Source organism: Streptomyces rhizosphaerihabitans, assembly GCF_025399795.1.
In the GTDB taxonomy this organism is placed as follows: Bacteria; Actinomycetota; Actinomycetes; order Streptomycetales; family Streptomycetaceae; genus Streptomyces; species Streptomyces rhizosphaerihabitans.
In genome coordinates, this window is record NZ_JAODTZ010000010.1 from 17,878 (window position 1) to 41,881 (window position 24,004).

At 70.1% G+C, this 24,004-nt stretch carries 25 protein-coding genes and 1 pseudogene; 17 read left to right on the forward strand and 9 right to left on the reverse strand.

The window, feature by feature from the left end; all coding sequences use genetic code 11:
* Nucleotides 1-104 precede the first annotated feature (104 nt).
* Complete coding sequence (locus N4G66_RS12405; RefSeq protein WP_261704100.1) at nucleotides 105-1,874, reverse strand: substrate-binding domain-containing protein; 1,770 nt, start codon at nucleotides 1,872-1,874, stop codon at nucleotides 105-107.
* A gap of 185 nt (nucleotides 1,875-2,059) precedes the next feature.
* Here N4G66_RS12405 and N4G66_RS12410 point away from each other — a divergent pair, with 185 nt between their 5' ends.
* Complete coding sequence (locus N4G66_RS12410; protein ID WP_261704101.1) at nucleotides 2,060-2,860, forward strand: CPBP family intramembrane glutamic endopeptidase; 801 nt, start codon at nucleotides 2,060-2,062, stop codon at nucleotides 2,858-2,860.
* A 142-nt stretch (nucleotides 2,861-3,002) separates the two neighbouring features.
* Here the strand turns inward: N4G66_RS12410 and N4G66_RS12415 are convergent, their stop codons facing one another.
* Complete coding sequence (locus N4G66_RS12415; RefSeq protein WP_261704102.1) at nucleotides 3,003-3,812, reverse strand: PhzF family phenazine biosynthesis protein; 810 nt, start codon at nucleotides 3,810-3,812, stop codon at nucleotides 3,003-3,005.
* A gap of 304 nt (nucleotides 3,813-4,116) precedes the next feature.
* Nucleotides 4,117-4,566: a DUF2199 domain-containing protein gene (locus N4G66_RS12420; RefSeq protein ID WP_261704103.1), complete on the reverse strand. Its 450-nt coding sequence runs from the start codon at nucleotides 4,564-4,566 to the stop codon at nucleotides 4,117-4,119.
* A 331-nt stretch (nucleotides 4,567-4,897) separates the two neighbouring features.
* On the opposite strand from N4G66_RS12420, the gene N4G66_RS12425 reads away from it, so the two are divergent.
* Entirely contained in the window at nucleotides 4,898-5,551 is a 654-nt protein-coding gene (locus tag N4G66_RS12425) for a PadR family transcriptional regulator (protein ID WP_261704104.1), read from the forward strand.
* 108 nt (nucleotides 5,552-5,659) lie between these two features.
* On the opposite strand, the gene N4G66_RS12430 is transcribed toward N4G66_RS12425, so the two are convergent.
* The gene (locus tag N4G66_RS12430; RefSeq protein ID WP_261704105.1) at nucleotides 5,660-6,088 is read right to left on the reverse strand and encodes a type II toxin-antitoxin system Rv0910 family toxin; all 429 of its coding nucleotides are present in this window, start codon (nucleotides 6,086-6,088) and stop codon (nucleotides 5,660-5,662) included.
* 537 nt (nucleotides 6,089-6,625) lie between these two features.
* On the opposite strand from N4G66_RS12430, the gene N4G66_RS12435 reads away from it, so the two are divergent.
* The 3 genes from N4G66_RS12435 to N4G66_RS12445 all read left to right on the forward strand — a co-directional run bounded on the left by N4G66_RS12435 (nucleotide 6,626) and on the right by N4G66_RS12445 (nucleotide 9,609).
* Nucleotides 6,626-7,174 carry a Clp protease N-terminal domain-containing protein gene (locus tag N4G66_RS12435; protein WP_261704106.1) on the forward strand — a complete coding sequence of 183 codons (549 nt, stop codon included), beginning with the start codon at nucleotides 6,626-6,628 and terminating at the stop codon, nucleotides 7,172-7,174.
* A 225-nt stretch (nucleotides 7,175-7,399) separates the two neighbouring features.
* Nucleotides 7,400-8,410 (forward strand): EamA family transporter, encoded by a 1,011-nt coding sequence (locus tag N4G66_RS12440; RefSeq protein ID WP_261704107.1) that lies wholly within the window; start codon nucleotides 7,400-7,402, stop codon nucleotides 8,408-8,410.
* A 212-nt stretch (nucleotides 8,411-8,622) separates the two neighbouring features.
* Entirely contained in the window at nucleotides 8,623-9,609 is a 987-nt protein-coding gene (locus N4G66_RS12445; RefSeq protein ID WP_261704108.1) for a DMT family transporter, read from the forward strand.
* Nucleotides 9,610-9,919: 310 nt separating this feature from the next.
* On the opposite strand, the gene N4G66_RS12450 is transcribed toward N4G66_RS12445, so the two are convergent.
* The gene (locus tag N4G66_RS12450) at nucleotides 9,920-10,609 is read right to left on the reverse strand and encodes a pyridoxamine 5'-phosphate oxidase family protein (protein ID WP_261704109.1); all 690 of its coding nucleotides are present in this window, start codon (nucleotides 10,607-10,609) and stop codon (nucleotides 9,920-9,922) included.
* Nucleotides 10,610-10,644: 35 nt separating this feature from the next.
* Between N4G66_RS12450 and N4G66_RS12455 the strand changes: the two genes are divergently transcribed.
* Nucleotides 10,645-11,976, forward strand: coding sequence for an aminotransferase class I/II-fold pyridoxal phosphate-dependent enzyme (locus N4G66_RS12455; protein WP_261704110.1), 1,332 nt, complete (start codon nucleotides 10,645-10,647; stop codon nucleotides 11,974-11,976).
* Between the two features lie 224 nt (nucleotides 11,977-12,200).
* On the opposite strand, the gene N4G66_RS12460 is transcribed toward N4G66_RS12455, so the two are convergent.
* The gene (locus N4G66_RS12460) at nucleotides 12,201-13,136 is read right to left on the reverse strand and encodes a DMT family transporter (RefSeq protein WP_261704111.1); all 936 of its coding nucleotides are present in this window, start codon (nucleotides 13,134-13,136) and stop codon (nucleotides 12,201-12,203) included.
* A 75-nt stretch (nucleotides 13,137-13,211) separates the two neighbouring features.
* Between N4G66_RS12460 and N4G66_RS12465 the strand changes: the two genes are divergently transcribed.
* On the forward strand, nucleotides 13,212-14,114 hold the full coding sequence (locus tag N4G66_RS12465) for a LysR family transcriptional regulator (protein WP_261704112.1): 903 nt from the start codon (nucleotides 13,212-13,214) through the stop codon (nucleotides 14,112-14,114).
* A 29-nt stretch (nucleotides 14,115-14,143) separates the two neighbouring features.
* Here the strand turns inward: N4G66_RS12465 and N4G66_RS12470 are convergent, their stop codons facing one another.
* Complete coding sequence (locus tag N4G66_RS12470; protein WP_261704113.1) at nucleotides 14,144-14,611, reverse strand: pyridoxamine 5'-phosphate oxidase family protein; 468 nt, start codon at nucleotides 14,609-14,611, stop codon at nucleotides 14,144-14,146.
* 243 nt (nucleotides 14,612-14,854) lie between these two features.
* Here N4G66_RS12470 and N4G66_RS12475 point away from each other — a divergent pair, with 243 nt between their 5' ends.
* Complete coding sequence (locus N4G66_RS12475; RefSeq protein ID WP_261704114.1) at nucleotides 14,855-15,490, forward strand: cysteine hydrolase; 636 nt, start codon at nucleotides 14,855-14,857, stop codon at nucleotides 15,488-15,490.
* 26 nt (nucleotides 15,491-15,516) lie between these two features.
* Here the strand turns inward: N4G66_RS12475 and N4G66_RS12480 are convergent, their stop codons facing one another.
* Nucleotides 15,517-15,966, reverse strand: a complete 450-nt coding sequence (locus tag N4G66_RS12480; RefSeq protein WP_261704115.1) for a Rieske (2Fe-2S) protein — start codon at nucleotides 15,964-15,966, stop codon at nucleotides 15,517-15,519.
* 210 nt (nucleotides 15,967-16,176) lie between these two features.
* Here N4G66_RS12480 and N4G66_RS46205 point away from each other — a divergent pair.
* The 9 genes and pseudogenes from N4G66_RS46205 to N4G66_RS12525 form a co-directional block, all read left to right on the forward strand.
* A pseudogene (locus tag N4G66_RS46205) lies at nucleotides 16,177-16,293 on the forward strand (HipA family kinase); the annotation flags it as partial.
* Between the two features lie 110 nt (nucleotides 16,294-16,403).
* Nucleotides 16,404-16,922: a hypothetical protein gene (locus N4G66_RS12490; RefSeq protein ID WP_261704116.1), complete on the forward strand. Its 519-nt coding sequence runs from the start codon at nucleotides 16,404-16,406 to the stop codon at nucleotides 16,920-16,922.
* 132 nt (nucleotides 16,923-17,054) lie between these two features.
* Complete coding sequence (locus N4G66_RS12495; protein ID WP_261704117.1) at nucleotides 17,055-17,867, forward strand: IclR family transcriptional regulator domain-containing protein; 813 nt, start codon at nucleotides 17,055-17,057, stop codon at nucleotides 17,865-17,867.
* Between the two features lie 448 nt (nucleotides 17,868-18,315).
* Complete coding sequence (locus N4G66_RS12500) at nucleotides 18,316-19,476, forward strand: CaiB/BaiF CoA transferase family protein (RefSeq protein ID WP_261704118.1); 1,161 nt, start codon at nucleotides 18,316-18,318, stop codon at nucleotides 19,474-19,476.
* On the forward strand, nucleotides 19,473-20,282 hold the full coding sequence (locus tag N4G66_RS12505) for a citryl-CoA lyase (RefSeq protein ID WP_261704119.1): 810 nt from the start codon (nucleotides 19,473-19,475) through the stop codon (nucleotides 20,280-20,282). The genes N4G66_RS12500 and N4G66_RS12505 overlap by 4 nt, the downstream gene beginning before the upstream one ends.
* Nucleotides 20,275-20,814 carry a DoxX family protein gene (locus N4G66_RS12510; protein WP_261704120.1) on the forward strand — a complete coding sequence of 180 codons (540 nt, stop codon included), beginning with the start codon at nucleotides 20,275-20,277 and terminating at the stop codon, nucleotides 20,812-20,814. The genes N4G66_RS12505 and N4G66_RS12510 overlap by 8 nt, the downstream gene beginning before the upstream one ends.
* 7 nt (nucleotides 20,815-20,821) lie before the next feature.
* Nucleotides 20,822-21,718 carry a DODA-type extradiol aromatic ring-opening family dioxygenase gene (locus N4G66_RS12515; RefSeq protein WP_261704121.1) on the forward strand — a complete coding sequence of 299 codons (897 nt, stop codon included), beginning with the start codon at nucleotides 20,822-20,824 and terminating at the stop codon, nucleotides 21,716-21,718.
* Nucleotides 21,715-22,077: a hypothetical protein gene (locus tag N4G66_RS12520; protein ID WP_261704122.1), complete on the forward strand. Its 363-nt coding sequence runs from the start codon at nucleotides 21,715-21,717 to the stop codon at nucleotides 22,075-22,077. Before N4G66_RS12515 ends, N4G66_RS12520 begins: the two co-directional genes overlap by 4 nt.
* A gap of 44 nt (nucleotides 22,078-22,121) precedes the next feature.
* On the forward strand, nucleotides 22,122-23,615 hold the full coding sequence (locus N4G66_RS12525) for an amidohydrolase family protein (protein WP_261704123.1): 1,494 nt from the start codon (nucleotides 22,122-22,124) through the stop codon (nucleotides 23,613-23,615).
* Between the two features lie 50 nt (nucleotides 23,616-23,665).
* On the opposite strand, the gene N4G66_RS12530 is transcribed toward N4G66_RS12525, so the two are convergent.
* Nucleotides 23,666-23,995 carry a CU044_2847 family protein gene (locus N4G66_RS12530; protein ID WP_261704124.1) on the reverse strand — a complete coding sequence of 110 codons (330 nt, stop codon included), beginning with the start codon at nucleotides 23,993-23,995 and terminating at the stop codon, nucleotides 23,666-23,668.
* Between the last annotated feature and the right edge of the window lie 9 nt (nucleotides 23,996-24,004).

The following is a 24,004-nucleotide window of genomic DNA, read 5'->3' on the forward strand; positions in this document are numbered from 1 at the left end:
GCGAGGTGCCCGTCGGGCCGATGCCACTGGAGCGGTGCCGGTCGGGCGTATGAGGGGTGTGGGTGCCGGTACGACGGAGGCAGGGCCGGCCATGGCCGGGGTGGTCAGTTCGGGTTGCCCGCGCCGGCCGCCGTGATCGCCTTGAGCATCGCCGCGTGGATCTGTGAGGGCTCGTTGACCCGCTCGCCGGAGCCGCCGGTCGCCCTGGCGATCTGGTCGACCTCCCGCCGGTCGCTGTCGGGGCCCACCGCGATGGCGATCAGCGGCACCGGGCGTTCGGGGTCGGCCAGTTTCTGCAGCTCGGCGACGAGATCGGACCGGGAGATGCTGCCGGGGTCCTGGTTGACCCCGTCCGTGAGGATGACCAGCGCGTTGAACCGGCCCTTCGCGTAGGAGGCGACGGCAGCCTTGTACGCGGCGAGGGTGGTGTCGTACAGACCGGTCGCTCCGTGCGGGACCGGCTTCAAGGACCTGAAGGCCCTGGAAAGCTTCTGGCGCTGGGTGCCGGATCCCTTGACGTCGCCGAGCCGCTCGGTCGGTACGAGGACGCGGTAGTCCTTGTCGCCGTCGAGCTTCGTGGAGAACTTCCACAGCCCGATCTGGTCCTCGGAGGTGAACGTGGCGAGCGCCTGCAGCAGAGACTCCTTGGTGACGTCCATGCGTGACCGATCGCTGCCCGGCAGCGGTTCCGCCATGGAGGAGGAGGCGTCGACGACCGTGGTGATCCGGGCGCTCTCCACCGTGATCGTCCACATGCCGAGGGCCTCCTGGACCGTCTCCTTCGACGAGGGCGCGGCCACGATGCGCGCGTACGGCTGCGGGTACCTCCCGCCGGCCTCGGTGACGAGCGTGTCCGACGGATTCTCCGCGTCCGTGCGGAAACCGGACATCCGCAGGAACTGCCGGGGCGCCGCCTCTCCGAGCAAGGTCATGAACCGCAGGGCCGCACGGCTCTGGTCCGTGCCCAGCCGCGGCTCGTCGACCAGTGTGTACGGGTAGTCGAGCAGCGGCGTGCCGTCCTTGGGGTAGAAGAGGTCGAGGTCATCGCCCCCCTCCTCCGAGGTGTTGTGGGCGAACGCCGCCTGCTCGGAGAGGATCAGCGCCTGATTGCGCCCGGGGCTGTCCTGCCCGGAGCCGGAGAAGTCGCGGGGCAGGGTGTCCAGGAGCTGGGTGCCGCTGTCGGACGTGCGCTGCGAGAGCGCCTTGGCCATGGCGGCCGCCCGCACGTCACCGCCCTTGACCCGGGAGGCGGTCTCGCTGATCCGGGCGAGCGCGAGCAGTCCCGTCGAGCTGCGGGCGGGATCGACCGTGCCCAGCTCGATCTTCTTGTCCCGTATCGCCTCCCCGGCCAACTCGCTCCAGGTGTACGTCTTCTCGGGCCAGCCCAGCGTCCTGGCGGCCGACGGGACCATGGCGACGCCGACGGGTGTCGAGGCGACGTTGCCCAGGCTGGTGACCTGCGTGGCGGTGGTGGTGTCGCTGACCCGCTCCACCCACGCGTCGGAGTCCGGCACCCACACCTGCACGTCGGACTTCCTGCCCGACCGGAGCGTGGCGGCGACCTCGTACGACTCGCGCGCCGTCACGCTGACGTCGAGGCAGCGGCCGTCGGAGGTGATGTTCTTCTCGCGGGCGTCCTCGGCGGCGGCCCTGAGCGCGGGCGCGATGTCCGGCGAGGCGGCCACCTCGATGTGCACGGCGTCGTCCTGACACGAGCCCCCGAAGGAGAACAGGCCTCCATGGACGGCGGCGGCCGTACCTCCGGCGACGGTGAGCACGAGTGCCGTCGCGAGGGCCACATTGCGGCGGTGCGCGCGGATCCGGGGGTCGGCGGAGCCCGCCCGTGGCGCGTCGGGCAAGCTGTGACGTCCCATGACGGTGAGGTCCCTCCCAGGTGAGCCTGAGCCGTGAGACAGCCGTAGAACAGGCGAAGGGGGAAGTACGCCCCATTCGGCGCCCGTCCCCCGACGGCCTGTCGCGCACGATCTTCGTAACTTCTTTCGAGACCCTAGCGGGGCGACGACGGGGATGCGGCGGGAATACCCAACTGGAGGCGGGAGTGCAGGTGGAGGCGGGATCGGTGGCCGATTCCTTTCCGAAGGAGAGGCTGACACGACGGATTCTCCGGGACGAGACGCTGCTTGTCCTGGCGCTGTCGCTCGGCGCGAGCGGAGTGTCCGCGCTGATCAGTTTTGTCGGATCGGTGACGAAACCGGGAGGTCTCAAGGACCAGGCGGCCACCCTGAACGCCTCGGCGGCGCCGGGCCGGCCCTGGCTCGACCTGGCCTGGCAGCTCTTCGGTGTCGCGTCGGCTCTGGTGCCGGTCGCGCTCGTCGCGCACTTGCTGATGCGCGAGGGGCAGGGGATGCGCGTGATCGGTTTCGACCGTACGCGTCCCTGGCCGGACCTCGGCCGTGGAGCCATGGTCGCGGCAGTGATCGGCAGCACGGGCATCGCCTTCTACCTGGCGGCGCGTGGGTTCGGCGCCAACCTCACGGTGGTGCCCGAGGCGTTGCCGGACGTGTGGTGGAAGTTCCCGGTGCTGATCCTCTCGGCGGTGCAGAACGCCGTGCTGGAGGAGGTCATCGTCGTCGGGTATCTGCTGCGCAGGCTGGGGCAGTTGGGCTGGACACCAGGGACCGCGCTGGTCGCGAGTGCGGTGCTGCGCGGCTCGTACCACCTCTACCAGGGCATCGGCGGGTTCGTCGGCAACATGGTGATGGGCGTGGTCTTCGTCTATCTGTACCGGCGCTGGGGCCGCGTCGGGCCGCTCGTGGTCGCGCACTCGCTGCTCGACATCGGCGCCTTCGTGGGGTACGCGCTGCTCGCGGGGAAGGTGGGATGGCTCCCGACGGCGTGAGCGGCGCTCGCGACGGCTGAGCGGCGGGGACTGACCCCGAAGGGGCGTACGAACATCTCGTACGCCCCTTTCGTGTGCTGTCGCGCGAGTGCAGCGCGCTCTCGTGTGGATCCCGTGGCTGTTGCGCGAGTCCCTGGCCGGCCTAGGCGAGCAGCTCGCCCTCGATGACCGTGACCGCGTGCCCCGAGAGAAGGGTGCGGTCGCCGCGCACTTCGGTGCGGACCAGGCCGGAGCGCGGGGAGGCCTGCAGGCCGGTGAGAGCGGGGCGGCCGAGGCGCTCGGACCAGAACGGCGCGAGGGCCGTGTGGGCGCTGCCGGTGACCGGGTCCTCGTCGATGCCGACATTCGGGAAGAAGCAGCGGGAGACGAAGTCGTAGCCCTGGGAGGGGTCTTCGGCGCGGGCGGTCGCGATGATGCCGCGCTCGGAAAAGCGGGCGAGCGCCTTGTGGTCCGGGGCGAGAGCGCGGACCGTCTTCTCGTCGGCGACCTCGACGAGCAGGTCACCGGTGTTCGGGCCGGTGTCGAGGGCGCGGAGCGGCTCGGCGCCGAGTGCCCCGGCGACACCGTCGGGGGTCTCGACCGGGGTGAGCGGCGCGGTCGGGAAGTCCAGGGTGATCGAGCCGTCGGAGTCGGGGGTGGCGATGAGAACACCGCTGCGGGTGGCGAAGCGCACCGGGCCCCGGTGGGCGCCCGTGGTGTGCAGGACGTGCGCCGCCGCGAGGGTCGCGTGTCCGCACAGGGCGACTTCGGTGGCGGGGGTGAACCAGCGCAGCGCCCAGTCGGCCTCGCCGCCTTCGGGGAGACGGTGGGTGAACGCCGTCTCCGCGTGGTTGACCTCCATGGCCACGCTCTGGAGCCATGCGTCGTCCGGGAAGGAGTCGAGGAGGAGGACCCCTGCCGGGTTGCCGGCGAAGGGGCGGTCGGTGAAGGCGTCGACGATACGAATGCGCATACCCCGAAGCTAGTGGTCCCGGGAAGCCACCGGCCAAGGCCAATCCGGGGGATCTGGCCTCTTGCCGGCGCGGGCGAGCCCATGGGCGGGCTGCGCGGGCGGGCGGCTCGCACGGTGGCACCGCCGCCTCGCGCGCCACCGGTCGCACGGGAGCCATGCGTGGCACGAACGGCAGTGGCACTGTCCCGCTTGCCGGAAGGCTGCATCGGCGTGTCCGAGGAAGCCTTCTGGCAAGCGGGACAGTGCCTTGTCCTGTCTCAGTGAAGTTTGACCAGTCTCAGTGAAGTTTGACCGACGCTGCCGGTCAGGCAGGATGCAGCACAGCCACGGCGATCTCACGCACGCGGTCCTGCGTGATCCCGGTGCGCTGTTCGACGGCGAGCGGGTGGTCGGTGGGCTCCAGCTCGATGAGGGGCCGCTTGCCGACCGGTCGCGTGTGGGCGTTGGTCTTCAGGTCGGTGGTGCCCTCGGAGTAGAGCGCGAGCTCGGTGCTGAGCCAGCCGAAGTACGGCCTCTCGGCCTCGCGGCCCTCCGTGTTCCACACCTCAAGAGCACGGGCGAAACTGTCCTTGCTCAGAGAGACCCAGACGCCCCAGGAGAAGACGTCCTGGCTGCCGATCACAGGTATCTCGATCAGCCCCCTGATGAAGAAGTGCCGGCCCTTGATCACGCACTGGTCGGACGACAGCATGCTGTCCGGATCGCTCTCGAAACTGGGCTCCCAGACGTCAGGGGCCATGGTCGAGTAGCTCATGGGGAGCTCTGCATGGTGGTCGCCGCAGCCTGAGCACGTGAAACCGAGATCGTTAGACATGGCGCGAGCTTAGCGAGCACCCGCACAGGGTTTCCCCGGGCCGTCCAACAGCCGCTGGTGGCACGCTGCCGCCATCATCCAGGCCCGGCTCGTCGGTCCCGTCCGGTGAAACTTCGATGAGACGAACAGGCCGGTCGTCAATCTTCGGTGAGACCGGTGCATCTTCGCCGAAACAGGACAGCCTGCCCTTCTCCAAGGGGTTGTCACGTGAAGGCTTCCGATATATCGTTGACGCATCGCGACCGATCAACGATGGAATGGAGTGATTGCGATGCGTTCCCGTGGAGAAGACTTCGGATACGAGCACGAACACGGACATGGACACCACGGCGGACCCGGACATCGAGGTCGGGGCGGCTTCGAGGGACTGCGGGGGGCTTTCGGGCCCTTCGGGCCGGGTGGTCCCGGCGGCCCCGGCTTCGGAGGACCCGGCTTCGGCCCGGGTCCCTGGGGTGGGCGCGGCGGCCGGGGCGGACCGCGGGGGAGGGCGCGACGCGGTGACGTACGCGCGTCGATCCTCGCCCTGCTCAAGGACCGGTCCATGCATGGTTACGAGATGATCCAGGAGATCGCCGAGCGCAGCGGCGGGGCATGGAAGCCCAGCCCGGGTTCGGTGTACCCGACCCTTCAGCTGCTGGAGGACGAGGGCCTGATCACCAGCGAGGCCGAGGGCGGCAAGAAGCTGTTCTCGCTCACCGAGTCCGGCCGCAGCGCGGCCGACGAGGGTCCCGACGCGCCTTGGGAAGAGGCCGGGCGCGGGGTCGACTGGGAGACGCTGCACGAGATCCGGCAGGCCGGCTTCGGTCTCATGGAGGCCTTCGGCCAGGTCTGGAAGACCGGCAGCAAGGGTCAGCGCGACAAGGCGCTGGCGGTCATCAACGAAGCCCGCAAGAAGCTGTACCTGATCCTCGCCGACGAGGACTGACGGCGTGCTGTGGTACCTGCCGGCGCCTCGCGGAAGTGTTTCCGCGGGGCGCCTTTCCGCATACGGAGCGCCGGGCGCCGCCTCGTGCGGCGCGGGGACGTGCGGGGCTCAGACCACCAGCCCGGCCAGCTTGCGCAGCGACTCGTCGAGGGCGGCCGTCGCCGAGTCCTTGAGCTTGCCGGCCATCAACGAGACGGCCGCACCCGTGAACTCCCCGTCGATGCGCACCGACGTGGCGTCGCCGTCGGGGATGAGCGTGTAGCGCGTGGAGACGTTCACCGACATCGGACCCTTGCCGCGGATGGCCAGGGTGCGGCCGGACTCCAGTTCCTCGATGGTCCAGGTGACCTCGGCCGGGAAGCCCATGAGCTTCATGTTCTCCGCGAAGGTGCCGCCCACTTCGAGCTTTTCCGGGCCGCCCTTCGGGAAGTTGGTGTGTGTCGCGTTCCACTCGCCGTAGGCGGACCAGTCCGTGAGCTGGGCCCAGATCTTCTCCGCGGGCGCCTCGATACGTGCTTCCGCGCTGACTTCGGCCATGCGACCACCCCTTCGTGTCGGGCGCTGCGCCCGGCGCAGCTACGGTGTCGCGGAACGTAGCCCCAGGCCCTGGAACATTCAATACTGATGAACCGTCAGGAATTGTGGAGGGGTGGCGGGTCGAGCACCGGGACGGGCGGCCCGGGGAGCGGGCCCGGGGACTCGGGGTGGGGAACAGAGCCCGTCGGCGCGGTCGGCCGTCCCGTGCTGGGGCACTCGCGGAGGTCGGGGCGGGTTTGCGCGGAGGTCCGGCGACGGGCGTGGGCGGAGGTCCGGCGGCGGGCATTCGCGGAGGTCGGGAGCGGGCGTGGGCGGAGGATTGTGGGGTGGCCGCGGGCTGAGGTCCGACGGGCGGGCGCGGTGCGGCCCGGCCGGCCGAGGGGGCGTGAGGCAAGGCGACGCGCGCCTCAGGGGGAAATCGGCGCGAAGTCATCCGTAAGGAGGAGAACCCGCACGGGGATGCCCACCCTGTGTCGGACCTGAAGATGCTGCCCGCCGTGGATGACCCGGCGCCACGAGGCTGATGGGGTAGAGGTCGTGCCATCCCGTATCCCCCAGCAGCCCGCCGCCGCGAGCGGCCCGAACCGTCCAGGCATCGATGCCGGACTCAGCGCTGAGCTGGCCTCGGTGGTCTCCGGTGCGCGCAGAAGGGCGCTGCGCGACGGGGACCGGCAGATCGACACGGCCCATCTGCTGCACTCCCTGCTGGAGTCCGACCCCGAGGTACGCGCCGTCTTCGACGGCGGGCCGCAGGTCGCCCGGCTGCTCGGCTACCTCGTGCAGCGCAGCATCGGCTACGGGCTCCGCTGGCAGAGCGCCGTCGAGGACTCGGGTGCCGGACCGGTGGTGGCCGGCGGGAGATGGTCCCCGATGGCGGCAGGTGCCATGGAGGAGGCGTACGAGCGCGCCGTGCTGCGGGGCGATGAGAGGGCCCGTGGTCTCGACATGCTCGCGGCGCTCGTCGCCGATCCCCGGTCGCGGGCCGTCGAGGTCCTTGGACGCGCCGGTGTCGAGCTCCCGCCACTGCTGGAGCGGATCGAGAGCGGCTGCGCGGAGTGCGTGAGCGGCGGCGACGCGGGCTGCTGAGGTCCGTCCCGGAGGGTGCCTGGAGCAGGCGCGCCGGAGGGGGAGCGGGCGCGGCCGAGGGGGAGCGGCGGGCCGGATGGGGAGTGGCGGGCCGGAGTGGGCGCCCGGGAGCCCGGACGCTGTGTTCCATCTTGCGGTCCGGCGGTCGTCGACGGCCGGTGCCGGAGTCCAGCCGTTGAGACAGGTGTCATCGGGGGTGACGGTCATGTCGTCGCCTGTCATCATGTGCCGGTGCATACGTCTCAGGGGAGTCAGGGCAACCACGGAAGAGGCGTCGGGCTGGGCCTGGCGCTCGTGTCGGCGGTCGCGTTCGGCGGATCGGGTGTCGCGGCCAAGCCGCTGATCGAGGCAGGGCTCGATCCGCTCCACGTGGTGTGGCTGCGGGTGGCGGGCGCCGCCCTCGTCATGCTGCCGCTGGCCGTGCGGCACCGGGCGCTGGTGAAGCGACGCCCCGCGCTGCTCGCCGGGTTCGGACTTCTCGGTGTGGCCGGTGTCCAGGCCTTCTACTTCGCCGCGATCTCGCGCATCCCCGTCGGCGTCGCCCTGCTCGTGGAGTACCTCGCCCCCGCGCTGGTGCTCGGCTGGGTGCGCTTCGTGCAGCGCCGGCCCGTCTCGCGCGGCGCGGCCCTCGGTGTCGTCCTCGCGGTCGGCGGACTCGCCTGCGTGGTGGAGGTGTGGTCGGGGCTGAGCTTCGACGTCGTAGGACTCCTGCTCGCGCTGGGCGCCGCCTGCTGCCAGGTCGGCTACTTCGTCCTGTCCGACCAGGGCAGCGACGCGGGGGACGAAGCGCCCGACCCGCTGGGCGTGATCGCGTACGGGCTGCTCGTAGGCACCCTTGTGCTGACCGCGGTCGCGCGCCCCTGGACCATGGACTGGTCCGTCCTCGGCGGCAGCGCGGACATGAACGGGACGTCCGTGCTCGCCTCACTGCTCCTCGGCTGGATCGTCTTCATCGCCACCGTCGTCGCCTACGTCACCGGAGTCCTCTCCGTGCGCAGGCTCTCCCCGCAGGTCGCGGGCGTCGTGGCCTGTCTCGAGGCGGTGATCGCCACCGTTCTGGCCTGGGTCCTGCTGGGCGAGCACCTCTCGGCGCCGCAGATCGTCGGCGGCGCGGTGGTCCTGCTCGGTGCGTTCATCGCGCAGTCGTCGGCCCCGTCGAAGCCCTCGCTGGAGCAGGACGCGAATGGGCCGAACGACGCCGAAAGGGAGTTGGCGGCCCACGGAACGGCCGTCTAAGGTGCTGATCATGCCTACGACGCTCGTTCTTCCGCCTCCGGCCGCCTGAGGCGGGCGTACCGGAATACCGGCCCGGCCCCGCGCCGGGCGGAACGGCGCTGCCCGCAGAAGAAGTCCGAGGACCTTTCCGTACGCCCCTGCCCCCGTGGCACGAGCTGCGACGCGGTCCCTTCCCGAACTTCTGACCTTCTGCGGAACTGCGGAGAGAACACGTGTCGAACACCGCTGTCGGCCTGCCCGTCGGGCGAGGCCTGCTCTACCTGATCGTCGCCGGTGCCGCCTGGGGCACCGCGGGCGCCGCCGCGTCACTGGTCTACCGGGCCAGTGACATGGGCCCCATCGCCCTCTCCTTCTGGCGCTGCGCGGGCGGACTCGCCCTGCTCCTCGCCGTACGCCTGTGCCCTCGCCCGGGCCTTCGCTCGGGCCGACGCGCGGGCCGCGCCGTCGGGCGGGAGCCGCTCGGCCGCAAAGCGCTCCGGATCGGTCTGACCGGCCTCGGGCTGGCCGTATTCCAGACCGCCTACTTCGCCGCCGTCGAGGCGACCGGACTCGCGGTGGCGACCGTCGTCACCCTCGGAGCCGGGCCCGTGCTCATCGCGCTCGGCGCCCGGCTGACCATGGGGGAGCGGCTCGGCCGGGGCGGGAGTGCCGCCGTCGTCGGGGCACTGACCGGGCTCGGCGTGCTGGTCCTGGGCGGTGAGGGCGCCACCGTGCGCCCCGGGGGTGTCACGCTCGCGGTGCTCTCCGCGGCCGGATACTCCGCGATGACCCTGCTCACCCGCTGGTGGGGGCGCGACGGCCGCGTCGACGGGTCCGGCACGACCGTGTGGACGTTCGCCGTCACCACCGTCTGCCTGCTGCCGTTCGGGCTCGCCGAGGGGCTGATCCCGCATGCCGCGCATCCGGTCCATGTGCTGGCCCTGCTGGCGTACATCGCCGCCGTCCCCACGGCACTGGCCTACGCCCTCTTCTTCGCCGGCGCCGCCGTCGTCCGCTCCGCGACCGTATCCGTGATCATGCTCCTGGAGCCGGTCAGCGCGGCCGCTCTGGCCGTCGGTCTGCTCGGTGAACGGCTCACCCCGCCGACGCTCGTCGGCACCCTGCTCATGCTCGGCTCGGTCGCCGGCCTTGCGGTGGCCGAGGCGCGTGCCGCGGGGGCCGAACGGCGAGCGGTGCCCGAGGCCGCGCTTCTCGTGTGAGGCCCTCGGGCGGCGGTGCCTGTGTGTGACCCGAGAGGGGCGGTGGCGCTCAGGTGGCGAAGGACCAGCGCCGGTCCGGGCAGGGGCCGGTGCCGGTCCGAAGCACCCGGCGCCGGTCGGAGGTGCGCGGTCCTGGCCCGAGGCACCCTGTACGGGTCCGTGCGGGCTGGGTACGGACCCGTACCTGACCCGTACCTGACCCCTGACCCGTACCCGGCTCATCCGTTCGCGCCCGAGTCCTCACCTTGGACGACGCCCTGGTTCGCGCCCTCGTCCTCGTCCTGGTCCGGATACAGGCCCGCTCGCGCGTTCACGGCGCCGTCAGGTAGCCGGGCAGTTCGATGCCCGGTGCCAGGTCGTCCGCCGGGACCGGGGTGCCGTGCCCCTTGATCAGCGGGACCACGCCGGTCCAGTGGGGGAGGGCGAGGTCCTCGGGCTCGTCGTTCGGGCCGCCGGTGCGCAGCTTCGCGGAGACCTCGTCCAGATCCAGGCTGATCACGGCGGTGGCCGCGAGTTCCTTGGCGTTGGCCGGACGGGAGTCGCCGGACCGGCCGGGGACGACGTGGTCGACCAGCGCGTCCAGCGCCAGGCGCTTCTCGTCGGGGTCCGTCACCTGGTGGGCGATGCCGTGCACCACCACGGAGCGGTAGTTCATCGAGTGGTGGAAGGCCGAGCGGGCCAGCACCAGTCCGTCGACGTGGGTCACGGTCAGGCAGACGGCCAGCCCGGGATCGGCCTGGCCGGTCATCCGCAGCGGGCGCGAACCCGTCGAGCCGTGCACGTAGAGCCGCTCGCCGACCCGTGCGTACAGCGTGGGCAGGACGATCGGCGCGCCGTCGCGGACGAAGCCGAGGTGGCAGACGTACCCCTCGTCGAGTATCGCGTGCACCATCTCGTGGTCGTACGCGGCGCGTTCCTTGGAGCGGGTGGGGACAGTGCGGTCGGTCGGGGTGTAGGCAGCGGACCCCGTCGTCCTCGGCTGGGTGTTCGTCTCCGGCATTGCCTTCTCCATTGCACTAGTGCATAATCTCTTTTGTGCTAGGAGAGTATCGGATCGAAGGGCGTCGCGCAGCCGACATCGCTGCCAGCGTCGAGCAGGCGGTGGGGTCCGGGGGCCTGGAGCCGGGTCAACTGCTGCCACCTATGCGGGAGTTGGCCGAAGAGCTCGGAGTCAACGCGAACACGGTCGCGGCCGCCTATCGCACCCTGCGCGAGCGCGGGGTCATCGAGACCGCCGGCCGGCGGGGCAGCCGGGTGCGCCCGAAGCCCGCCACCACGGGGCGTGAGTACCTTCGCGTCGAGGCGCCCGAGGGCGTGCGGAACATGGGTGAGGGCAATCCCGATCCCGCCCTGCTGCCCGCTCTCGCCGATGCCTTCGCGGCAGCGGCCCGGCAGTCCGACCGGCATCCCGTGCAGTACGGGGAGGACGCCGTCGAACCGGAGCTGGAGCGCCTTGCCCGCGCCGGCCTCGCCGCGGACGGAGTGCCGGAGGGGCCCGTCGTCGTCACCTCCGGATCGCTCGATGCCATCGAGCGCGTCCTGATGGCCCATCTCAGACCCGGCGACGCCATTGCCATCGAGGACCCCGGCTGGGGCAGCCTGTTCGACCTCGTCCCGGCGCTCGGTCTGCGTACGGTCGGGGTCGGTGTCGACGACGAGGGTCCGCTTCCCGCGGACGTACGGCGTGCCCTGGCGGCCGGGGCACGCGCCCTGATCGTCACCGACCGGGCGCAGAATCCCACCGGCGCCGCGGTCACCGAGCCCCGCGCGCGTGCCCTGCGTTCCGTGCTCCGGGAGTACCCGCGGACTCTGCTCATCGAGGACGACCACGGACACCAGATCGTCGACCTGCCTCTGCACCCCCTCGCCGGGGTCACGCACAGCTGGGCCTTCGTGCGCTCCGTCGCCAAGGCGTACGGCCCCGATCTCCGGCTCGCCGTGCTCACCGGCGATCCCGTCACCGTCGACCGCGTGCACGGGCGGCAGCGGCTCGGGCCCGGCTGGGTGAGCCGCCTGCTCCAGAAGGCCGTGGTCCATTTGTGGACCTCCGGTGCGGTCGACGTCGGCGCTGTCGCGGCCGCGTACGGGGCGCGCCGCGACACGCTGATCGACGCCCTGAAGGCGCGCGGTGTCGAGGCGTACGGGCGCAGCGGGATGAACGTCTGGATCCCCGTTCCGGACGAGACGGGGGCCGTCTCCCGGCTGCTGCACTCCGGCTGGGCGGTCGCGCCCGGCGCCCGCTTCCGGATGAACGCGCCGCCGGGTATCCGGATCACCGTCTCGACGCTTCGGCCCGAGGACACCGAACCGCTCGCGGACGCCGTCGCCTCAGCCGTGGGGCCGGCACCCGCGCGCCGGTACGTCTGAGGTGCCGCCCCCGGCGGAGCCCCCGCCGTGGGCGGCGACAAGCCCGCCAGGAGCCGCACGGCACCCGCCGCCGGAGCCCGCACGGTATCCACCGTCGGAGCCCGGACGGCGGGTGTCGTGGGGCCCGTACGACGGGTGGTGGGCGGGGGCCTGGCGGCGGGTGTCGTGAGGGCCGGGACGGCGGGGTCCGTGGGGTCCTCCGACCTCGGCGGGTGCCGTGGGCGTCAGCGGCGCGGCTTCGCCTGGGTGAGGGCCGCGCCCGCGAGCACGATCACCGCGCCGACCGGCGTCGACCAGGCCAGCGACTCGCCGAGGATCGCGACACCGGCGGCGGTGGCGATGACCGGGATGAAGTACGTGACCATCTGGGCCGTCGTCGGGCCGACCTCGGCGACGATGCCGTACTGGACGAGCATGGCCAGACCGGTGCCCAGAGCCCCCAGGGCGGCGATCGCGAGCAGCGGCACCCATGCGACATGGCTCGGCAGCGTGGTGAACAGCGGGGTGACGAGCACCAGTTGGGCGGTGGCCAGGAGGAGTTGGGCGCCGGTCATCGACAGATGTGAGTGGCCGGTGCCGGCCAGGGTCCGGCGGACGTATATCCAGCCGACCGGGTAGCTCAGCGAGGCCAGCAGGGCCATCGCCGTGCCCGTGGCGTCCAGGCCGTGGAAGCCCTGCCAGACACCGAGCACGGTCAGGACGCCGAGGAAGCCGAGGCCGAGACCGGCCACTCTGACCCGGGTCGGCCGGTCCTCGGAGAGCGCGACCAGGGACAGCGCCATGCCCCACAGCGGCGATGTCGCGTTGCAGATCCCCGCCAGCGTCGAGGGGATGGTCAGCTCGGAGTAGGCGAAGAGGGAGAACGGCAGAGCGTTCAGCAGGAAGGCCGCGACCGTGAGGTGTCCCCACGTCCGCGCGCCGCGCGGCAGCCGCTCCCGCTTCACCGCCATCGCCGCCGCGAGCACCGCGGTCCCGAACAGCAGCCGCCCGAGGGTGACCTGGAACGGCGCGTACCCCTCCGTCCCGACCTTGATCAGCAGAAAGCTGAAGCCCCAGATCAGCGAGAGGACGCCGAAGCGGATCCGCCAGTCGAGGGCGGTGCGACGGCGGGGTGCGACGCCGGTCGGCGTGACGGGTCGAGGGGAGGCGACGGTGCTCATGGGGTCAACAATGAGGCAGAACAATCTCGTAGCACAAGCAAGATTACTCAAGCGATATCTCGTAGCATTGCTTACATGTTGAATCTGGAGCGACTGCGCACCCTCGACGCTCTCGCCCGGCACGGCTCGGTGAGCGGTGCGGCCGAGGGACTGCATGTGACCACCTCGGCGGTCTCCCAGCAGATGTCGAAGCTGGAGCGCGAGGTGGGACAGCAACTGCTCGCCAAGAACGGCCGGGGAGTGCGCCTGACCGACGCGGGGCGGCTTCTCGCCGAGCACGCGGCGCGCATCCTGTCCCAGGTCGAGCTGGCGCAGTCCGACCTGGAGGCGCAGCGCGGTCAGGTGGTCGGCGAGCTGCGGCTGTCCGCGTTTCCGACCGCGGCGCGCGGACTGTTCCCGGCGGCGCTCGCGGAGCTGCGCGCCGAGCATCCCGGACTGCGGGTGCGCTCCAGCGAGCTGGAGCCGGAGGCCGGCGTCGCGGGGGTGGTGCGCGGGGACCTGGACCTGGCGGTCGTGCTCGACTGGTACAACAAGCCGATGCCGCTGCCCGACGGTCTGGTGAAGGCGTCGATCCTCGACGACCCGGCCGATGTGGCGATGCCGGCCGGCCATCGGCTCGCGGGCCGCGCCGAGGTGGACCTCGGGGACTTCGCCGAGGACGAGTGGATCACCTGGGGAGAGGGCGAGTTCTGCCACGAGTGGCTCATGCTCACGCTGCGCTCCCAGGGCGTCGAACCGCACATCGGGCACCGCGCCGGGGAGACGCACACCCAGCTCGGACTGGTCGCCGCCGGGCTCGGTGTCTGTGTGGCCCCGCTCCTCGGGCGCCGTCCGATGCCCGAGGGTGTCGTCACGGTGCCGGTCCGTCAGCGTGTGCGCCGCCACGTCTACGTCGTGTGGCGGGCCGACGCCGACCGCCGACCGTCGATCAGGGCGGCGGTGGACGCCTTGCGCAGGGCCGGTGAGGCCGTCGAGTGAGGGGCGGAGAAGGGTGGTTCGGCCAGGTCCTACAGCGGGGGGAGTTTGCGGAAGTCCCACGAGGCGATCGCGTCCGGTGTCAGCCGCATCCAGGCGTGCCGGCCGTCGTGCGGCATCTCCTCCAGGCCGAAGTTCTTGCGGGCGAACAGGGTCTCCGGGACGTCGAGTTCGGCGCACAGTTCCCCGGTTCGCGGGAACTCGCCGACGAACTCCACTGTGCCGGACAGCTCGACGCCCCGCAGCTCCCCGTACTCCTCGCCGGAATCGATCACCACCGCGACCCGCGGGTCGTTCCGCAGCTGTACCCAACGCTTGCTGCGTACCACCGAGTACAACCACAGCGAGGTGCCGTCCCAGGTGAACCAGAGAGCACTCACGTGCGGGACTCCGTCCTTCGACACGGAGGCGACGCGGCAGGTGCGCTGGGTGGTGAGGAACTCGTCGAGTTCACCGGGGGTCATCATGATCTTCCGGCCTCTGCGCTGAGTGACGGCCATACGGTCCCCTTCTTCTTCTGTGTATCGGCTCTGTCCGTGCCGAGCTGTGTCGGCGGCCCGTCCCGGGCCGCTCCTCGTACCGGCCGTGTCCCGTGCCGGTCCGCGGGGCAGGCCCGTTCCGTACCCGGACAAGGGTTTCTGTAAAGGTTTCTGACGTTCCGTCAGGAAAGCATGAGGCGTCTTCCGTCCTCACGCAATGGTCGTTACGCTCGCCCGTCCCGACCCGCGACGACAAGGAGAGCCATGCCGTCGTTCGAGCAACTCAGTGAACTCCTCGACCCCGCCGGCACGGTACTGCTCACCGTGGAGTGCCAACAGGGTGTCGTGGGCCAGGACAGCGCGCTGCCCGAACTCGCCAAGGAGGCAAGGTCGTCCGGAGCACTCGCCCATGTCGCCCGGCTGGTCGACGCCGCGCACGAGAGCGGGGTGCAGGTGATCCACGCGGTCGCCGAGCGCCGCCCGGACGGCCGCGGCGCGAACCGCAACGCCCGGCTGTTCCGCGCGGCCGAGCGGCTGCCCGTGCAACAGCTGACCGGGACGACGGCGGTGCGGATCGCGCCGCCCATCGAGGTGGCCGAGGAGGACTTCGTCGTACGCCGGCTGCACGGTCTGTCGCCGATCGCGGGCACCGATGTCGACCCGCTGCTGCGCAACCTGGGCTGCCGCACCCTCGTCGTGACCGGAGTCTCGGCCAACATCGCCATCCCCAACGCCGTGTTCGACGCCGTGAACCGCGGCTACACCGTCGTCGTGCCCGCGGACGCCGTCGCGGGGGTGCCCTCCGAGTACACCCCCGCGATGGTCCGCAACACACTCGCGCTGGTCGCCACGATCACGACCACCGACGACGTGCTCGCCTGCTTCAAGCGACGACGCTGACGTTCCGAGCGGTCGGCGATCAACGGTCAGGCGAGCTTGATCGAGTCCCCGTCGACGGTGATCTTGGCGGCGGCGAGCGCGCTCGTCGCGGGCCCCTTCTTCACACTGCCGTCGGTGACGGAGAACTGGCTCTGGTGGCAGGGACAGGTGATGACACCGTTCGCGATGCCCTTGACCGCGCAGCCCTGGTGGGTGCACTTGGACGAGAAGGCCTTGAAGGTACCCGCCGTCGGCTGGGTCACCACGACGCCCTTGTCGGCGAAGACCTTGCCACCGCCCTCCGGGATGTCGCTGGTCTTGGCGAGTTCCGTGCCGCCCGCGTTACCGGCGGCGCCGTTGTCGGAGCCCACGGTGTTGGAGGCCTTGTCGTCCGCCCCGCACGCGGTCAGCGCGACGGCGATCCCTGCCGCGCCGACCGCCGCCACGACGGTGCGCCGGGCCGGAGCCTGTGCGGGGTGAAGCGATTCGCTGGTCATGCTGGCTTTCCCTTCAGCGGACAAGATCTGGATCTGCTCAGAAGTACGGCCCGGCCCCGCGTGCTGTTCAGGGAATGGAGACTTCTTGACCGGATCGACAGCGGAGCCGCCGCGATCACGATCCGCCCCGGCCGCGGATCCCCGGGGCCGCTCCGGCCACCGCCCCCGGGTTGCGTCCGCCGGGCGGGACCACCCCAGTAACCTGGGGCGATGCTCAAGGAAGTGAACGCCACCCGCTGCATCACGCCGTTGCGTGAGGGCGGCTCGCTGCCGGGACTCGTCGAGGCCGACGACCTCGGGACGTACGTCATGAAGGTGTCTACGGCTCAGCGACCGCCTCTGAAGTGGACAGCGGCGAGGAAGGTCACACGTACCGTTGTGCTCCGCGGGGGCTTGCTCGCGAATGAGCACTGAGCCTGTCAGGGCCCGAGGTGACCGTGCTTCTGGGAGACAGGAACAGGTTCGCCGCCGAGGTCGGGGAGTGGGACAACGCGCTGTGCCGGGTGGATCTGTGGGCTGCGGGGAAGTGGCTGACCTGCGACGACAACTCGGCTTTCGTCAGCCAGTTCCGCCGTGACGTGCTGGACACGGCCGCCTGGCTGCGCTCCGGGCAGGGCTCCCCACCGCCGTTCGGCGATCTGTCCCCGGAAGCAACGCACCGGCGTCTCATGCACCGTGCCGGGGCTGACGACGAGACCGAGGCCGACTACGAGTTTCGCAACCAGTTCCGGGTCCTGAGCTGGGGGCCCACGACGGACAACGTGACGGCTCACCTCTTCCGCGACGCGGACCGCTTGGTGCTCACTCTTCAGTTCTGGCGCGAGGAACACCTGATCAAGAATCCAGAGCATGCGGGCGAGGTCTTCGTGGTGGAGATCCCAACCGTGGAGTTCGTTGGGATCCTTGAGAATCTTGTGGCTGTGCTCGACGGCGGCCGGCAGCTGGGATGCCCGTGATCGGCTGACGCGATCGCTGGGGCTTCGGGCTGCTTGGGGCTGTGTTCGGGGCTGCTTGTCTCTACCGTGGTGGTGGAGGAGGGGTGGCGGGTAGCGCGCCTACGATGCGGGAGGTGCCGAGCGGAGGATGACATGGCAGGACGAGGCAAGGGTGCGGATTTCGTCGAAGCGCTGGCACGCGGATTGGACGTGCTCACGTGTTTCGACGCGACCCGCCGCGAGCTGAGCCTGTCCGAGGTGGCCGCCGCTACCGGCCTGGCCCGACCGACGGCGCGACGACTGCTGTTGACGCTGCAGGAGTTGGGCTACGTCCGTGTGACGCGTGAGGGCAGCTTCGTGCTGACGCCGCAGGTGCTCCGGCTGGGAATCGCGTACGCCAGCTCTCTCGGGCTATGGGAGATGGCACGCCCGCACATGGAGAGCCTCGTGGCGCGTACCCATGAGTCCTCTTCGATCACCCAGCTCGACGGCTCGGACATCGTGTACGCAGCGCGGGTGGCGGTGCCGAAGATCATCACTCTCCGAGTCGACATCGGGACGAAGTTCCCGGCCGCTCCGACCTCTCAGGGCAAGGTGCTCCTGGCCCAGCTCGGCGATGAGGAGCTCGCCGAGGCGCTCGATACACCGTCGCTTTCCTGGGTGGTGACGAAACCGGTCGATCGCAAGGCGCTGACCGAGGAGCTGAGGGCGGTGCGCGCACGAGGCTGGGCGCTGGCAGACGAGGAGCTGGCGCCGGGCATCCGATCGATCGCGGTGCCGCTGAGGGACGGCGAAGGCGTCGTTCGCGCGGCTTTGAACGTCAGCACCCACGCCGCAGAAACCAGCGTCGAGGTGCTCACGGAGGACTACCTGCCCCTGCTGATGAACGCCGCGAGCAAGATCTCCTCCGACTGGTCGATCTGGGACTCGCGGCCGTCCGTCGAGGTTTCCTCCACCCGGAAATAGCCTCGCCGGTCGACCCGCAGCATCAAAACCCGCCGGGGCGGGCATCGAGGCATGCGGAGGGGATGTTCCCCTACCGAGGCTGACCGAGTTCTCTCGGGCGTGAGCTGCGCCGGGACACGACGGTGCCGTGCTTCTGCATCCGACGACGTCACGAGCACTCCTCGGCGCCCCCGCCTCGACGCGATACGTACGGCTGTCCGTAAATACCCCGGCGCCTCGGTCGCGTCGTGCCCGACGGCAGGCTCATCGTCGGCCTTGTCAGTACCGTTGAACTGCGGGCTTCTTGAGATGGTCGCGACTTTCCGCTGTTTCGACCACGCCGGACAGGCGGTCGCGGAGAGATGGACAAGGCATTGTGAGCAACCTTGACAGGTCTGACTGATCGTCACACAGTGGAGAAACGGACGACTGACCGCTCTGCGGACAATCCCCAAAGGATGCCCACTCGATGCCTTCTGCCGCCGGCCCGCTCAGCGGCCTGCTGGTCGCCGACTTCTCCCGGATCCTCGCCGGTCCCTACGCCACGATGCTGCTCGCCGACCTCGGCGCCGACGTCGTCAAAGTCGAAGGCCCCGGTGGCGATGACACCCGCACATGGATCCCGCCCACGCGCGACGATGTGTCGACGTACTACTTGAGCATCAACCGCAACAAGCGCTCGATCGCCCTCGATCTCAAGAACCGCGACGACCTCGAGGTCGCACATGAGCTCGTCGCTCGCGCTGACGTGATGATCGAAAACTTCCGGCCCGGTGGGCTGGCCAAATACGGCCTCGACTACGCGAGCGTCTCCGCGGACAACCAGAGCCTCATCTACGCCTCGATCAGCGGGTTCGGCTCCGAAGGCGGTGCCCGCCTTCCCGGATACGACCTGATGGTGCAGGCGATCTCCGGGCTGATGAGCCTGACCGGCCCGTCCGACGGGCCGCCGTACCGGGCGGGCATCTCGGTCTTCGACGTGATGACCGGCATGCACGCCCTCGTCGGCATACTCGCCGCGTTGCACGAACGCGAGGAGTCCGGGCTCGGCCAGCATGTCGATGTCAACCTGCTCTCCTCGGCGCTCTCCGGACTGGTCAACCAGACGGGCGCTTACGTCTCCGGCGGTGTCGTACCGCACCGGATGGGCAACGCACACCCGAGTCTGTTCCCGTACGAACCGCTGCGGACCGCGGACGGCGAGATGATCGTGATCGCCGGCAACGACCGGCAGTTCACCACTCTCATGCAAGTGCTGGGAGCCCCTGAGCTGGCCGAGGACCGACGCTTCAAGACGGTCGGCGACCGGACGGAAAACCGCGAGGTGCTCCGTCCCCTGCTGGAGGAGCTCCTGAAGGAACACACCCGTGCGGAGTGGTTCGACATCCTCGTCGGTGCCGGACTTCCGGCTGGGCCGATCAACACGATCGCGGAGGGCATCGAGTTCGCCGACAGCCTCGGGCTCGAACCCGTGGTGCAGGTGGGCGACGGGACCGATGCCGTCCCGCTGGTCCGCAACCCGATCGGGTTCTCACGCTCGCAGATCCGCTACGACCTCGCCCCACCCACGGTCGGTCAGCACAGTGAACAACTGCGGCAGTGGCTGAAGACCCGGGAAGAGGACCGATGACCGAGCTCCGTTTTCCGACCTCACTCGGGATGTCGACCACCTCGACCATCACACTCCTCGGCCAGGACCTCGCCAACGACCTGATGGGCAACGTCAGCCTGACCGAGCTCGTCCACCGGATGGTCACGCTTCGCGTTCCCACTCCCGGCCAGGTCCGGATGCTCGACGCCTGCCTGCTGGCGCTGGCCGATCACGGCTTCACTCCGACAGCGATCGCAGCCCGGCTCACCTACCTCTCCGCCCCGGACTCGGTTCAGGGCGCGATGGCCGCCGGCCTGCTGGGGGGCGGCTCCCGGTTCCTGGGCGTCACCGAGGACTGCGGCCAGTTCCTCGGCGCGGTCATGGACAAGCTCCCCGACCTGCCCACCGACGACGCGGGCTGGGACGAGGCAGCCCGGACCGTGATGCAGGAGGCGCGGGCCGAGAAGCGGATCATCCCCGGGCTCGGCCACCCGGTCCACAAGGAGCTCGACCCGCGCACCCCGGCCCTGATCCGGATCGCCCGCGAGGAGGGCTGCTACGGCCCTCACCTGGCGCTGTTCGAGGCGATCGGCCGAGTCCACGAGGAGTTCCTCGGACGACGACTCGTCCTCAACGGAGCGGGTGTGGTCGGCGCCGCGCTCGCCGACCTGGGACTCCCGATGCAACTCCTGCGCGGATTCGCGCTGCTCGCCCGCGCCGCCGGACTGCTGGGCCAGCTCGCCGAGGAGCTGCGGATGCCCGTCGCCATGGACGCGTACCTGATGGTCGAGAAGAACGCCGAGTTCGTCGATCCAGCCGCCCTTTTGGAAGGTGACGATGAGTGAGGCCGACATAGGGCTCTTCGCCCTGCGGTTGTTCCTGGCCACACTGCTCGTAGGCCACGCCCTGCAGAAGACCATCGGCTGGTTCCGCGGCATGGGACTGAACAAGACCGCCGAGGTCTTCGAGTCGTGGGGCTTCCACCCCGGGCGCTTCCAGGTCGGCCTCGCTGCCACTTGCGAGCTGCTCGGGGCAACACCGCTCGCGACCGGCCTGCTCACCCGAGTCGGCTGCGCGACAGTGATCGGGACGATGATCGTGGCCGCCGCACCGAACACGGTCAACGGCCTCTGGGCTCACCTCGGCGGCTGCGAAGTCCCCGTGACGTATGCCGCCATCGCCGCGTGCCTCGCGTTCACGGGACCCGGCTCCATCTCGATCGACAACGCCGCCGGCCTGCCGGACGCCGGCGCCCTGGGAGCGGTCGCAGCGATCGTCATCGGCGTGCTGGCCGCCGTTCCGCCCTTGCTGAACCGGCGGCGCGCACTGCGGATCCACCCATCCCGGTCCGCCCGCCCCGTCGAGGAGAGGGACTGAACAGCAGATGGCCGAGCTCGTCGCGATCCTCGCGACCACGCACCATCCCTTCTACTACAAGACCAGCCGGATTCCGGCTGAAGAGGCGCCGCCGTTCGCCGCCGAGTGGGTGCGGCAAGTCGAGGCCTACCGGGAAACGTTGACCCGGGCCCGGCCGGACGTGCTGGTGATGGTCGGCTCCGACCACTTCCACCAGCTCTGGCTCGACAACATGCCCCAGTTCCTGATCGGCAAGGCGCCGTACTACGACGGCAACTGGGAAAACGAGACACGGGAGTTCGGTCTTCCCAAACTCCTCTTCAAGGGCGACGAGGAGCTCTCGGCCTACATGCTCCGCGAAGGCATCGACCGAGGCTTCGACCTCGCGTTCTCCAACGAGCTGCGCGTCGACCACTCGATCACCTGCCCGATCTTCACGGTCCGCCCGCAGAACGACCTGCCTATCGTGCCGGTCTACACCAACATCTTCGCCCCTCCGCTGCCGCAACCCGAGCGCTTCGTGCAGCTCGGGCAGACGATCCGCGAGATCATCGACGCCTGGCCGAGCGACCTGCGCGTCGCCGTCATCGGCACCGGCCACCTCTCTCTCGAGCTCGGTGGTCCGCGCCAGTTCGGCCCACACGGCCCCGATCCCGAGTTCGACGCACGGGCGGTGCGCTGGATCGCCGACGGCGACATCGACGGCTGCCTGGCCGAAGTCAGCCTCGAAAGCCTGCACGCTCCGGGCAACGCCACCCACGGCTTCATGGACTTCATGCTGATGATGGGGATCGCCGGCTACCGCAAGGCCGACTACGCCGCCAACCTCGACCTCTTCCACACCATGGAGGCCTACTTCACCTGGTATCCCGACCCCGGCCTGATCACCGGTCCGCCGCCGGCCTCGAAGGGAACGCTGCTGTGAGCAAGTACCTCGTCGACAAGTTCCTGTTCACCATCGACCGCGACCACGAGCTCACCGAACGCTACCGCGAGGACCCGGCCGGCACCCTCGCGTGGTGGGAAGCCGAGGAAGCCAACCGGATCCTCAACTGCATCGGGGCCGAGAGGAGCACCTGGCTCTCCTTCACCGACGAGGAACGGGCCGCGCTCGCCGGCCACGACCACGTCACCCTTTTTCAACTCGGCGCCCACCCCTTCCTCACCCTCACCCTCTGGATCGCCATGTTCGAGAGGGACTTCAGCGAACCGCTCGGGATGCAGCTCGAGTACGCGAGGAAGCTGGCGCACCTCGCGAAGCCCTACCCCGACATCGCCACCTGACAGCGACCTGACCTTCACCGCCCCGAACGACCGGAGGACCTGCCGTGCCAGACCGCAGCCCAACCGCTCCGACACCGGAGGAGATCGCCACCGCTCCAGCAGTTGTCTTCCGTCGCGGCCTGGTCCTGACGATGGATGACGCGCACACAGTTCTGCAATCCGGCGACGTCCTCGTCCTCGGCGACACCATCCAGGCGGTCGCTCCACACCTCGAGGTACCCGAGGGAACCGTCGAAGTCGACGCGGCCGGCGGCATCGTCATGCCAGGCATGATCGACACACACCGGCACATGTGGCAGACGGCCATGCGTGGGTACGGCGCGGACTGGACCCTCACCCAGTACTTCGTCTGGAACTATCTCGAGCACGGCAAGAAGTTCCGCCCCGAGGACTACTACGCAGGCAACCTTCTCTCGGCGATCGAGGCGGTCGACTCCGGCGTCACCACCAGCGTCGACTGGTCGCACGGCCTGTCCACGATCGACCATGCCGAAGCCGCGGTGGACGCACTCGAGGAGGTGCCCGGGCGGTTCGTCCTCGCCTACGGCAACATCCACGGCGCGCCGTGGGAGTGGACCGCCTCTCGCGATTTCCGCAGCTTCGTGGAGCGCCGCATGCCCCGCTCGGAGATGCTCGGCTTCCAGCTCGCCTTCGACGTCACCGGTGACCCCGACTTCCCGGAGAAGGCGGCCTTCGAGGCCGCCCGCGAACTCGGTGCCCCCGTCACCACCCACGCGGGCGTGTGGGGCGCCACCAACGACAACGGCATCCGGCTCATCCACGAGCACGGTTTCATGACCCCCGAAACGGTCTACGTCCACGCCGCGACACTCTCGGACGACTCCTACCAACGGATCGCGGCCACCGGCGGCCACGCGTCGGTCTCAGCCGAGAGCGAGGCATCCTGCGGTCAGGGCTATCCCTCGAGCTGGGCGTTGCGCCGACACGGCATTCCGATCTCCCTCTCGGTCGACACCAGCGTGTGGTGGAGCGCCGACGCGTTCGCCGCGATGAGGGCGACCCTGTCCTCCGACCGCACCCGCGAGCACCTCGAGGCGCACGCGAAGGGCGACACCGTGACCCACATCGGGCTGCGGGCCGAGGACGTCGTCGAGTACGCCACGCGCGGCGGCGCCCGGGCACTCGGGCTGGACGGGATCGTCGGCAGCATCGAGCCCGGCAAGCGAGCGGACCTCGTACTGATCAAGAACGACGAGTCGCCCGCCATGTTCCCGATGGTCAACCCGTACGGTCACGTCGTGCTCCAGGCTCAGCGCGGCGACGTGCACACGGTCCTGGTCAACGGCCGGGTCGTGAAATACGACGGCCACCTGGTCGGCGCCGACCTGCCGAAAGCCCGTCAGGCGATCCAGGACACCGTGGAGTACCTGCGCAGCACCCTGGGCGAGGAAGAATGGGTCGCCGGTATGCACCCGGACATCCCTGAGTCGAAGGTGCTCGACAACCCCTACACCTACACGGATTACCGCAATGCCTCGGGCGATCCTGCCGTAGCGGAACCACGACAAGAGATGTGACCCCGCTCGTGGACGGCCGACCTGCCGGCCGGTGGGCGCCGGGTACGGGATCAGTTCGGTGGTGTCGGTTCTGTGCCGCTCCAGCGGAGCGTGACATCGAGGTGGGCGCTCGCACTGGCGCTCGTCAGGACCGCGCCGAGTTTGGCGTCCAGGACGACGCCGAAGGTGACCTCCACCTCGTCGGGCCGTTGGGCGACACTGCGGAACTGGCCGATCACCTCGGAGGCGGCGGAGGTGATCGGCGTCAGTGCCGCGCGCAGGGTGCTTCCCGCGCTCTCCAGACGGGTTCCCAGACCCACGGCGTCGGTGCCCCTGCGGGCGGGTGGGGCTACGAGGACGACGGTGCCGTCGTCGAGGGTGAACTGGATGGCGTCCGGCATGAAGGCTCC